Source organism: Paenibacillus sp. FSL W8-0187 (assembly GCF_037969755.1).
Classification (GTDB): domain Bacteria; phylum Bacillota; class Bacilli; order Paenibacillales; family Paenibacillaceae; genus Paenibacillus_AQ.
Map to the genome: position 1 here is coordinate 3,209,018 of NZ_CP150206.1, position 13,071 is coordinate 3,222,088.

Below are 13,071 nucleotides of genomic sequence, written 5' to 3' on the forward strand. Positions count from 1 at the left end.
TCTGAGACAGCCCTTATTCTATTGTGATACTCAAAATAGGAGCAGAGCGATGATCAACGAAACTAGAAAGCTTGTAGAACGACGGCCTGCAAAGGTCTGGACGGAGGCATTTCCCGTCGGCAACGGGAGACTCGGAGCCATGGTATTTGGCGGTGTGTCCACCGAGCGGATTGGTTTGAATGAAGATTCGGTATGGTATGGCGGACCGAAGCAGCACGACAATCCAGAGGCGATACAAAAGCTGGATGATATCAGATCTCTTCTTCGCTGTGGGGAGCTGCGAGAGGCGGAGCAGTTGGCGCTTACACATTTTACGAATGCTCCGCAATACTTTGGACCTTACCAGCCGCTCGGAGATCTGCTGCTTCAGTTCAAGTCGGGCACATCCGAAGTTAATCAATACAGGCGGGAGCTGAATCTGAGGACGGGCGTTGCTTCCGTATCCTGGGAAGAGAACGGCATTTTCTATGAGAGGAAAGTCTTTGCAAGTGCTGTTCATCAAGTCCTTGTCGTTCGTATTTCTGCATCGGAACCTGCAGCTATTCATTTATCAGCCCGGTTAAGCAGGCGACCCTTCGATGGAAACATAAAGCGGGAAAATGAACGTACATTGGCGATGGAGGGCATATGTGGGCCGGATGGTGTTAAATACGCGGCAGTACTTCATGCATGTACGATTGGCGGCAAGTGTCAAACGGTTGGCAATTACCTCAATATCCAGTCTGCCGATGCCGTTACCTTGCTGTTCGCCGCTCAAACATCGTTTCGCTGTGATGATCCGTACCGGGAGGCACTGCAACAGGCGGGATCCGCTGCATTGCTTCCATATGGCTCATTGCTGGATGAGCATATTGCTGATCATTGCGCTTTATTCGAGCGAGTAAGTCTGGAAATCGAAGTTTCTGATACATTGATAACTCCGATAACGGAAGATGGCGCTTCAGAGGCAGAAGATGCACTTGTTGATAGGTCTACTTCGGAGAGACTACAGCTTTATCGGCAAGGGGTTAATGATCCTGGACTTGAGGCGTTATTCTATCAATATGGTCGTTATTTACTGATGGCAAGCTCGAGACCGGGGAGTTTACCTGCCAATTTGCAGGGAATCTGGAATGAAAGTTTCACGCCACCCTGGGAGAGTGATTATCATCTGAACATTAATTTGCAGATGAACTATTGGATTGCCGAGACAGGCAATTTGCCGGAATGTCACGAGCCATTGTTCGATTTTATCGATCGGTTGGTCATAAACGGGCGGAAGACCGCGGCATCTCTGTATGGGGCGAGAGGGTTTACGGCGCACACATCATCGAATCTGTGGGCAGAGAGCGGCTTGTTTGGAGCATGGACACCTGCCATTTTCTGGCCGATGGGCGGGGCGTGGCTGGCCCTGCATTTATGGGAGCATTATCGCTATAATCTGTCAGAGTCATTCCTGCGAGAACGAGCTTATCCAGTACTGAAGGAGGCTTCCTTGTTCTTTCTTGATTTTCTTGTTTTTGATGAGAACGGCTGTCTGGTTACTTCGCCTTCGCTCTCACCGGAGAACAGCTATATTAACGAGAAAGGACAGATGGGTTCCTTATGCTCCGGCCCTTCGATGGACTCACAAATTATATATGCATTATTTACCGCTTGTATTGAAGCAGCGGAGATTCTGGGGATGGATGAGGAATGGAGTAAACAATGGAGCGGTACGCGGGCAAAGCTTCCTCAGCCCCAAATCGGCCGATATGGACAGGTCATGGAATGGGCTGTCGATTATGAAGAGTTTGAGCCGGGTCATCGCCATATCTCACATTTATTCGCTCTGCATCCGGGAGAACAGATTATCCCTCATCGAATGCCCGAGCTAGGAGAAGCTGCCAGGGCAACGTTGGAACGGCGCCTGAAGTATGGCGGAGGACATACCGGTTGGAGCCAAGCGTGGATTACGAATTTCTGGTCTCGACTTGGCGAGGGAGAGAAAGCACATGACAGCCTACGCGAGCTGCTGGCCAAGGCAGTACATCCGAATTTGTTCGGTGACCATCCCCCTTTTCAAATTGATGCCAATTTCGGTGGAGCAGCCGCGATCCAGGAGATGTTGCTGCAATCCCATGGAGGCGAAATTCGCTTGCTTCCCGCTCTGCCGTCCTCATGGTCAAGTGGTTCGGTGAGGGGACTTCGTGCTAGAGGGGGTTATACAGTGAATATCAGCTGGAAAGAAGGCAAGCTTGAAGCGGCTGAGATTTATTCTGAGAATTTCCGGAATTGTGTTTTATTTAGTGGGCACCAGCTTGTAATACTTGATTCCACGCATGTTCCTGTACCTATAACATGCCTAAGCTCAGGCTCGGGTTATCAATATACGTTTGCGGCAGAGGGGGAAGAGACCTATCAGATTGTATTAAAAAGATAATGAACCGTGTCATTCACTGTGTAGTTGGAATCAAGTTTCATATGTAGCATAACTCATGTGAGGGAGTGAAAAAGAGATGAATGAAGATTTGAAGGGGCATTCGGATCATCTTGCTGTTTTGCCGACTCCAGAGCAGCTAGTCTGGCAGGACATGGAGCTCGGGATGTTCTGCCATTTTGGAATCAATACTTTTTGTGATCAGGAGTGGGGAGAGGGCAAGGATTCGCCCACATTGTTTAATCCACTACAGCTAGATGCCCGGCAGTGGGTAAGAACGGCAAAAAAGGCCGGGTTCCGTTATTTCATATTGACGACAAAGCACCATGACGGCTTTTGCCTGTGGCCAACGGCGACAACGGATTACTCCGTAGCCTCGAGCCCGTGGAAGGATGGTCGGGGCGATGTCGTAAAAGAATGTGCGGATGCTTGCCGGGAAGAGGGCATCGGCTTCGGTATTTATGTATCCCCTTGGGACAGGCATGAGCCATGTTATGCCGATCCGCAAAAGTATGATGACTTTTATTGCAGACAATTGGAGGAGCTCTTAACCGGCTATGGTCCGCTTGTAGAAATCTGGTTTGACGGTGCGGGGTCGGAAGGCCGCGAATATGACTGGCCTCGAATCATGGATCTCGTGAAAAAGCATCAGCCCAGCGCGATGGTGTTTAATATGGGCGCGCCCACAATCCGTTGGGTCGGCAATGAGGATGGCGTCGCTCCGTATCCTTGCTGGAATACGGCCGATTCTTCCCGAGGCAGCATGTTCAGCGAAGAATCGCTGAAGTGGCTGCCGGAGACGCCGGGCTGGGTGCCCGCGGAATGTGATGTCCCCATCCGAAAAGACCGCTGGTTCTGGCATCCTGACGAAGAACACTTGCTGTTGTCTGTTGATCAACTAATGGAAATCTATTATCGATCGGTCGGGCATGGGGCAACCTTGCTGCTCAATGTCGCTCCAGACCATCGGGGGCTGCTTCCGGAGGCCGATGTAAAGCGGCTTCTGGCATTTGGCAGAGAGATCGAGCGTCGGTTTGGTCATGCCCTGGCTGAAAGCTCGGGATCGGGCGAGGTCGTTGAAATGACCCTTTCCCGAGTATGCGTGATCGATCATGCCGTTGTCATGGAGGAGATCGTTTACGGAGAACGTGTAAGTCAATATGTGCTGGAAGCGTTCATCGATGGAGAGTGGCTTGAGCTTACGCGCGGCAGCGCGATCGGTCACAAGAAAATCGATGCGTTCTCGCCAGTATCTACGGACAAGGTGCGTTTACGTGTACTGAAATCGGCCGCAAGTCCGAAAATCAAAAAAATGGCGGTTTATCGCTGCGGGCAATAAACGTTGGATTTTATCAAGAAGTGTGGAGGGATCTGTAATGGGAATGCTCACTTGGAAGAACGGGCAATACTTGCTGAACGGGCAGCCGTACCGGATTATATCGGGAGCGATTCACTATTTCCGTGTGGTTCCTGGATATTGGGAGGACAGGCTATTAAAATTAAAGGCCTGCGGCTTCAATACCGTTGAAACTTATATTGCCTGGAATGTACACGAACCCAAAGAAGGGGAATTTAACTTTAGTGGCATAGCCGACGTCGTATCGTTTATCGAATTAGCTGGGAAATTGGGCCTGCACGTTATTGTCAGACCCAGCCCGTTCATCTGTGCGGAATGGGAATTTGGAGGTTTGCCAGGCTGGCTGCTTGGTTATGGAGAAGTCCGGCTTCGTTGCAGTGATCCGCTCTATTTAAGCAAGGTGGATCATTATTACGATGAGTTGATCCCAAGACTGGTTCCGCTGCTGTCCACACATGGAGGGCCGATTCTGGCCGTTCAGGTCGAAAATGAATACGGCAGTTACGGCAACGATCACGCTTATCTGGAATATTTGCGCGCAGGACTGGTGCGGCGTGGCGTGGATGTGCTTCTCTTTACTTCCGACGGGCCAACAGACGAGATGCTACTAGGCGGGTCACTTGACGATGTGCACGCGACTGTGAATTTCGGTTCCCGGGTAGAAGAATCCTTCCGCAAATACCGGGAATATCGTACGGAAGAGCCGCTGATGGTCATGGAATTCTGGAACGGCTGGTTTGATCACTGGATGGAGGACCATCATGTGCGGGATGCGGCCGATGTTGCCGGCGTACTGGATGAAATGCTGGAGAAAGGCTCCTCGATTAATATGTATATGTTCCATGGTGGAACCAATTTCAGCTTTTACAGTGGAGCGAATCACATCCAGACCTATGAGCCAACAACGACAAGCTACGATTATGATGCCCCTTTGACGGAATGGGGGGATAAGACGGAGAAATACGAGGCGGTCCGGTTGGTGCTCAGCAAGCATGGTTTTGCGCCGGGTTGTGTGTTCCCGGAGCCCGTTCCTAAGGCAGCTTACGGAAAGGTGGCTTTATCTGAAAAGGCCGGTCTATTTACGGAAGCCAATCTACAGCATCTCTCAGAACCGATACAAAGCGTATGCATCCAGCCGATGGAAAAATTCGGACAGTCCTATGGTTTTATATTGTACAGCACATTTATTCAGGGACCGCGGCAAGGACAGCAGCTGCATATTCAAGAGGTCCGAGATCGCGCCCAGGTATTTCTGGACGGTCGGCCGCTTGGCGTGATCGAACGTTGGAATTCAGAGCCGCTCGATATTACCGTTCCCGCAAACGGAGCAAGGCTGGATATTCTCGTCGAGAACATGGGCCGGATCAATTATGGACCGCTTATCCGTGATCCCAAGGGAATCACGGAAGGTGTGAGAATCGATAACCAGTTCCTGTATGATTGGACGATCCGGACCCTGCCGCTGGAGTCCGAAACGCTGACATCACTCTCTTATAAACCGGTTACCGATGATGGGCAGACGGAGCAAGAAGAGCTGTCCACACCGGAATCGGAAAACGCAGACCTGCCCGGATTTTACCGCGGACATTTTCAGGTGGAGGACATCGGGGATACGTTTCTTCGCTTTGATGGCTGGACTAAAGGTGTCGCCTGGATCAATGGCTTCAATCTGGGCCGGTACTGGAAGGCGGGGCCGCAGAGGGCGTTATATATTCCCGGCCCTTTATTGCGTAAAGGGGAAAACGAACTGGTTCTGTTTGAACTGCATGGCCGTCCCGCATCTTGCGAAGTCGAACTGTCAGATCGACCGGACCTCGGACAGACCGCTGCTGTGGACGAAGCTGTGCTCAATTTCGTACAGGACGGAGAAGACAAATAGTCCATACAGGCACGGATATTGTACAGTTCGTCAAGTTCAACAAGGGGCCGTCCCAAAAGCAGATGTAGTTGCTTGACGTACGGCCCCCATAAACAGGAAGTGTGTCAAATAAAGCCATAGCGGTGCTCAGGATGTTATTCCCACACCGCTATGGCTTCTGTTTTGATCATTGGCCGCCATCTGCACGGCGTAGCGGAGAGGACGAATCGATTCCGGACAAGCGTCAGCGCTCGCCTTTGCCCCCACATTTCGTCCTTGCTCAGAACCATTCCAAGAAATGTGGGGGCAACAGCGATGGTAGGAATGATTCGTACATGGAGCGTCTTCTAGGGCCTCCCGCAAGATCTAAGATCTTTTGGGACACCCCCTTTAACGTATGTGCCCTGAACAGGAGTCCAGGACAATGTCAGAAATGTATACGCTTTCGGTCAAAATTCTCCACCTTCCTATTTTTTCAACTAAGTAAGATTACAAGTAACACGAGGCCTGATGCGGGTATTGAGCCGTAGAGTCTTAGAAAGCTGAGGTGTACGCGTACCAGGTTTGTGGCTTGTACTTTAACCATATGGCGGGGTGAATTAATGCGAAAAACCAGTCTGGTGTTAGCGCTTATGCTTGGGATAGATCTCTTGTCCGCAAGCATCGGGAGTTTCACAGCCGGGGTAGCGTCGGCTGCATCTACCAATCTTATGCTTAATGGAAGCTTTGAAGAAACGACTTCCACGGTAAGCGGGGCCTGGAAAGGGATCGCGGATCCAGTTCCGGTTCATTGGGATTTATGGATTCCAACCGGCAGCGGCAAAGAGCCGAACAAAACGGCAACGGTCAAAATCGATACGGGACACTCGCATGAAGGGAAACAGTCACTGTTGTTTGATGCTTTTAACACGAGTCGAGTATCCGTCAAGCAGGTGGTCACATCTGTGACACCCGGCAAATCCTACAAGCTTAAGCTGTGGTTGAAGACGGATAACATATCCGGCCAGGGCGTTTACTTCCGGACCCAATACTATAATACGGTCAAGGTGGGGGACGGACCTGCTTCCGAAAGGTTGACGGGAACCCGGGATTGGACGATGCAGCAGGTGGTCCTGACGATTCCCGAAACAACAACCAAGTTGACCATTGAGCCATTTCTGGAGACAGGGAAAGGGAAGGTCTGGTTTGACGACCTGGTGCTGGAGGAATATTCAGGTTACACCGGAATCACGCTGAATCAAACGGCCTTTTCCATGGCAGTTGGTGGCAAGGTTACGTTGTCTCCGACCATGACGCCTTCTACGGCATCGGACAAAAGTGTAAGCTGGACTTCGAGCAACCCCGATGTGGCGATCGTAAATGATCTTGGCGAGATTACCGGAGTAGGTATCGGTACGACAACAATCAGAATTTCAACACCGGATGGTCTGACGTTTGCAGAATGTTTGGTAAATGTGGAATCAGCTTTAGACATGGAGGCCTACGAAAGCTTACGTGCAAAATGGCATACACGTCTGACTGGCGGCGCATTTGACGAAAGTGATCCTGATATTGTCGCGGCTGTAACCGCCCAAGCGAATAAGGCTTCTGGATTCTGGAAGTCGCTGGACAAGTCACCCGGGCGCACATGGTTGTGGAGTGATATGACCAGCACGACTGATTCCAGCCAAATCACGACAGCTTATAACCGACTAAAAACGATGGCATTAGCATATTCCGTTCCGGGCTCCGATTTGTTCGAAAACAAGGAGCTTGCGAGCGATATTGTCAGCGCACTCGACTGGATGTACGCAAATCGCTACAACGGCAGTAAAAAAGCCTACAATAACTGGTGGGACTGGGAGATTGGTGCTCCGCAAGTACTTAATGATGTGATGGTTTTGATGTACGACAATCTATCTCGGGAACAAATCACCCGTTTCATTTCGGCAATCGATACATTCTGTCCGAATCCGAAGGTAGGATCCGTGCTTGGCGTCAGCGGGGTCAAAATGACCGGTGCCAATTTATTGGATAAAGCGTTTGTGGTTACACTTCGTGGAATTATCGAAAAAAACAGTGCCAAAATTATGCTGGGTAGAGATTCGATCGGTTCCGAATATGTTTATGCGACAAAAGGGGACGGCGTATATCGCGACGGCTCCCTTGTGCAGCATTCGAATATCGCTTATACCGGAGGTTATGGATCGGTATGGTTGAAAGGCACGGCGGACATGTCCTATCTGTTGACCGATTCGCCATGGCCGATCACGGATCGTAACGTATTGAATGTGTATGACTGGGTATCGCAGACCTATGAGCCGATCATTTATAACGGGCAGTTCATGGATATGGTCAACGGAAGGGGGATCTCCCGCAGTGGCAGCGGTAGCGCCCGCAGTACGATCATTACTTTGCTGCGCATGGCGGAATCTGCACCGGCTGATGTGGCCATATCCATCAAACAAATGGCAAAGGAATGGATATCCAAAGATACAACCTACAGTAATTATTACGAAGGATTGTCCCTTGGCGATATCATGGTCATCAAAAAGCTGATGAACGAGGATGCGATTACACCGAGGGGCCACCTGGTAAAAAATCAAGTGTTCGCAGGCATGGACCGGGTCGTTCACTTGCGGGATGGTTTCGGATTTGGGCTGAGCCTGTTTTCGGATCGCATCTCGGCCTTTGAGAAGGGAAATAACGAGAACCTGAAGGGCTGGTATACAGGGATAGGCATGACTTATTTGTATGACCGGGATTTCGGGCAGTATCGCAATGACTTCTGGCCGACCGTCGATTCCTTCCGTTTGCCGGGGACCACAACGGACGGATCCGGACAAGGGCGGGTTCCCGGAGAATGGACCTCATACATGAATACCCAATCTTGGGTCGGGGGCGTATCGCTGGATGGCGAATACGGAGCCGCCGGCATGGATTTCTCGCTGGCTAAAGTGACGGGCAGCGATTTGAAGGGCAAAAAATCCTGGTTCATGTTTGATGATGAAATCGTCGCGCTTGGCTCCGGCATTACCAGTAATGGAAGCGGGCCTCAAACGGTTGAAACCCTAATCGAGAACCGCATGTTGAATGCTGCCGGGGACAATAGACTCATTATGGACGGCGTTGACCAGCCGTTAGCGACCGGATCCCCATATAAGACGAGCGGTGTGCATTGGGCACATCTCGACAGTAATACGGATGGCGCCGGAACGGGGTATTATTTCCCGGATGCAGCGGAATTGTCGGTACTCCGTGAGAACAGAACCGCCAGTTGGAAGGAGATCAACAGCGCGCAAGCGGATACTCCGATTACACGGAATTATTTAAGTCTGGCCTTCGATCACGGAGAAACGCCAGCTAACGCCTCTTATTCATACGTTCTGCTGCCTGAGCAGGGTGGGGAGGCAACCAAGCAGTACAGTGAGAATCCGGATATCGACGTGTTGGCAAGCACGATAGACATCCACGCGGTGAAGGAGAAGACGCTTGGCCTCACAGCGGCTAATTTTTGGAATCCGGGTACCGTAGGCGATCTGCGTTCGGAGCAGCCGGCTTCGGTGATCATGAAGGAAACGGACGACGGTTTAAGTATCGCGGTCTCCGATCCGACACAGCAGCAGTCGGAAATAACGCTGTATTTAAATCGCGCGGGGCTTGTATTAGCAAGTGCTGATCCAACTGTAACTATTGAACAAACGGCGCCGTACATTAAACTGCGCTTGAACACGAACGGATCATTAGGTGCGGCGCATACCGTTGTTTTTAAGAAAGAGGTGCCTGTCTCTTCCTTGTATTCGACGCTTCAAACCGAAACGAGTGTCGATCTGGAATGGACGGTCCCGGATGGCGTGTCGGGAATAGAAGGTTATGAAATTACCAAAGACGGTGTTACGGTAAGTGACGCTACTTACCGTACAGTAACATCTGACACCTACACTGCGACCGTGGACGGCCTGCTGCCTGGTACCATTTATCACTTTGAGGTATCGGGCCTTGATGGAGGCGGCCAGCGGGTGGGAGACAGCCGGGAGATTACGGTCGCGACTCGTGATGACACCCCGCCAAGCGCGCCTGTGCTGAGTTATACATCGGTGACAGATACTTCAATTGCCTTAAAGTGGTCCGAATCTTCCGACAATGTAGGAGTATCCGGATACAGCCTTTACAGAGATGGGCAGTGGGTGACGAGTGTGTCTGCATCGGTGTATAACCAAACGCTGGACGGGTTGCTTCCTGCAACCGAATACGTGTTTAGTGTGAAGGCATCCGATGCCGCAGGCAATCTGTCGGAGAGCAACAAGCTGCGAGTAACGACGGATACATCCTCTACCGAGGGTGGCACGGATAATGGCTCCGGTAACGGGAATGGATCGGAGAGCAATTCGCACGACAACACGTCCGGCAATGAAGGGATGCAAGGTAATTCGGACACTTCAACGGAAACGAGCCATCATGAAGCGACCCACGGGGTCAAAATTGTGAATGAAAAGACGCTTCGGGCGCCAGTGGACGGCGTAGTCTCGATCTCACTCACTGAAGAGGAAACCAAGATCAGCCTGCCCCAACAAGCCGGAGCGCATCTTGGAAAAAGCAAGCTGGAAATCAAGAAGAAGGGCGTAACTCTTACACTCGATTCGGCGCTGCTTTCGGCAATCGAAGCCGATTCGGTCGGCCATACGGCGGTGCTGCTGACATTCGAACCGGTTGGGGAACAGGAAGCGTCCGTTTTAGTCGGTGGTTCCCATGGATCGAATCTTCAGCTCCGATCCGGCGGGATGATGAAATTCGGCGTATTTCTTGGCGGAGCAGATGTGGAAAAGGAATATAATCAACCTTTTGCGGTGCCTGCTCGGATCCGTTTTGACGCCTCGGCTTATGCCGGATTGGATCCTGAACTGTTAGGGATTTATGTATATGATCAAGATGTTCAAACATGGAAGTATGTCAGCAGGTTAACCGGGACCCACAAAGAATCAATCGAAGCTTACATAAATAGTCCTGGATTATACACTGTGCTGGAATACAACAAAGGGTTTAACGACCTGCCTGCTTCGCACTGGGCGAAGCGCGCCGTTAAAGTATTGACCGCACGGCATATTGTAAATGGTCGGACGGAAACGGAGTTTGCTCCGGACTCGGCGGTAACACGCGCCGAATTTATCTCATTGATCGTACGGACCTGGGGCTTTGCGGCAAGTGACAAAAACGCATTTGATGACGTCAAACCGCAGGCCTGGTATGCGGATGCGGTTGCCGCTGCCTATGAAGCCGGGCTTGTAAAAGGTAAAGCGGATGGTATATTCGACCCCAATGGGCCGATCAGCCGGGAGGATATGGCTGTCATGGCTGCAAGACTTTCAACGATGATCAAGGGCAGTATGGAAGGACAGGTTAAAGAAATCAAGTTCATAGACGCGGATCAAGTATCCACTTATGCACGGGAAGACCTGAAGCTTGTCGTAAACCTTGGTTTAATGCAGGGAAGGGGAGAAGCTTTCCTTCCCCAGGGACAGACTACCCGTGCAGAGGCGGCACAGGTAATGCTGAATATGATCAATTTCCTGGGTATGGATAACCCATTAATAGAGGGCCGTTAGGCCCTCTTCTGTGGTAAAGGGCAAGCCATGCAAGATAAATGAAGACTTTGGTTTTGAAATATAGCTTCCCTTTTTGTTCATTTAGGTTTTTAATGTTTATATAGGTTCGAATTAGGTTTCTTTTGGTTCTTTTTTTATTCTGCATTATGTTGGAAAGCGGCTTTACCATCGGATTGGGAAAGGAGAACACATGAACGATTATAAAGAGAGAATGAACCGGATTGTTCGGAACGTTGCGGAACAAGCATGGAGGCGGCCTTTGCTATCCAGCGGGCTGTGGTTTCACAGAGATGTTCGTGATAACTTCTATTACGCTTCTTATCTGTTTGCAGCTTCGGTAGACATCGAGAATGATCCGCAGTTCAACCGGCAGGAAGGTAAACGGTTGGCAGAGGAGGTTCTGGGTCGTGTGCTGCGGCTGCAGAACCGGGATGCGAAGAATCCCATGCACGGGCACTGGCCGCTGAACCTGGGGACGAAGCCGGAAGAGGCGAGTCCGCATGCGCTGCCGGTGGAATTGATGGGAAGCTTGATGGTTTTTTTCCATCGTAAGTTTGAAAGCGAGATGAGCGAGGGCTTGGCCGCGGAGTTTGAAGCTGCGCTGGAACACATCTACCAAGGAGGCTTTTTTCGCAAGCCCCTTACCGTGTGCAATCATCATGAGGCTAAATATACGGCAGCCAAGTTAATATTCGGCCAGCGCTTCCGCGATAAGGAACTCCTGGAGGACGGAAAACAAAGTCTTCGGGATACCCTGAGTCTGCTCCGCCGGGAAGGTATGGCTGAGTACGGGTGCCTGCCGTGGTTCTGGCATTGGACACAGGCGTTCACCTGTGCACTGGAATTGACGGAGGAACCGGAATTAAAGCAGGAGCTGTATGAACTGTTAGATGAGCTGTGGAGCCTGCGCACGTCCTATTATTTGAAAGGGGCGTGGGTAGGAGCCCACTCCAGGGGATGGCCGCATGATGCGCCGAGGGATGCCAATGTGCTTCACGATTATGTCCAGTTCGGTGATTTCAGTCTCCCTGAGGATATGCCGCGCACGGAGTATGCCGGATTTCTGTTCCACAAAGCTCCGGAAGCTAAACGGCGTCTTGCCCTAAACCGCAGAGAACCGACGGAAGTGCGCAAGCTTTTGTTGAAATCGGTTGACGGCGAAATGAGGCAGCTGCACTCCTATGCTTATGTGACAGAACATTATGCGGCGGGCGGATTGTGGGAGCGGGTTCGTGAGTTCGACAACGAGCAGCTGCGCTGGATGTTCAGCCTCCCAATTCGCGACGGCGGCAAGGCCAATCAGCTGTATTTTTTTCACCCGGGAGAGGGATATGATCCTTCTGGTGGCGATCCCCGCCACCAAAGCGAGTGGATGGAGGTGCTGTATCACAAAAATGTGGTGCTGGCACTGTATCCGCTGCCGGAACCAGCGGGTACCGGCGGTGCGGAAATTGTCGGCGTTCTACCGGAAGGGGAATGGTTGTATGAGTCAGAAGCTTTGTACGGTAAAGTAGATGAGGTCTATTTTGCCGTACATTTGAGCCCAGGGACTACTTATGACATTAGGGAACAGTCCGGATATCATCAGGTCGTTTGCCATGGCGCTGGAATAGCTCTCACCGTAGAAGCGGTGTCCGTCCCGGAAGCGGAGAACAGGGGGATCGAACAACTGGTGGCGTTCGCACGGCGAATGTCCGAGCACAGGCCGGAATTCAAGACAGACGGCGAGTTTGAGGTTGCATATACAGGATGGACGACGGAAGATCGACTCATTCTGAAGCATATGACTTCAGGGAACTTGGCGAGAACGATAAACGGAGCGGAGTGTACGTTTGAATGGTACTCTGTGTAGTTACCGAATAGAAAAGAGGAGTTT

General features: G+C 51.1%; 5 protein-coding genes. All 5 read left to right on the top strand.

Going from position 1 to position 13,071, the window contains the following annotated elements:
- The first annotated feature begins 49 nt into the window (after positions 1–49).
- Positions 50–2,401 carry a glycoside hydrolase family 95 protein gene (locus MKY48_RS14560; protein ID WP_339272830.1) on the top strand — a complete coding sequence of 784 codons (2,352 nt, stop codon included), beginning with the start codon at positions 50–52 and terminating at the stop codon, positions 2,399–2,401.
- 76 nt (positions 2,402–2,477) lie between these two features.
- On the top strand, positions 2,478–3,737 hold the full coding sequence (locus MKY48_RS14565; protein WP_339272832.1) for an alpha-L-fucosidase: 1,260 nt from the start codon (positions 2,478–2,480) through the stop codon (positions 3,735–3,737).
- Between the two features lie 37 nt (positions 3,738–3,774).
- On the top strand, positions 3,775–5,634 hold the full coding sequence (locus MKY48_RS14570) for a beta-galactosidase (RefSeq protein WP_339272834.1): 1,860 nt from the start codon (positions 3,775–3,777) through the stop codon (positions 5,632–5,634).
- Positions 5,635–6,215: 581 nt separating this feature from the next.
- The gene (locus MKY48_RS14575; RefSeq protein ID WP_339293296.1) at positions 6,216–11,195 is read left to right on the top strand and encodes a polysaccharide lyase family 8 super-sandwich domain-containing protein; all 4,980 of its coding nucleotides are present in this window, start codon (positions 6,216–6,218) and stop codon (positions 11,193–11,195) included.
- Between the two features lie 190 nt (positions 11,196–11,385).
- Positions 11,386–13,047 carry a hypothetical protein gene (locus tag MKY48_RS14580; protein ID WP_339272838.1) on the top strand — a complete coding sequence of 554 codons (1,662 nt, stop codon included), beginning with the start codon at positions 11,386–11,388 and terminating at the stop codon, positions 13,045–13,047.
- Positions 13,048–13,071 lie beyond the last annotated feature (24 nt).

Bases quoted from the DNA above. Each gene is read 5' to 3' on its own strand.
- MKY48_RS14560 (WP_339272830.1), top strand. From the start codon at position 50: ATGATCAACGAAACTAGAAAGCTTGTAGAACGACGGCCTGCAAAGGTC.
- MKY48_RS14565 (WP_339272832.1), top strand. From the start codon at position 2,478: ATGAATGAAGATTTGAAGGGGCATTCGGATCATCTTGCTGTTTTGCCG.
- MKY48_RS14570 (WP_339272834.1), top strand. From the start codon at position 3,775: ATGGGAATGCTCACTTGGAAGAACGGGCAATACTTGCTGAACGGGCAG.
- MKY48_RS14575 (WP_339293296.1), top strand. From the start codon at position 6,216: ATGCGAAAAACCAGTCTGGTGTTAGCGCTTATGCTTGGGATAGATCTC.
- MKY48_RS14580 (WP_339272838.1), top strand. From the start codon at position 11,386: ATGAACGATTATAAAGAGAGAATGAACCGGATTGTTCGGAACGTTGCG.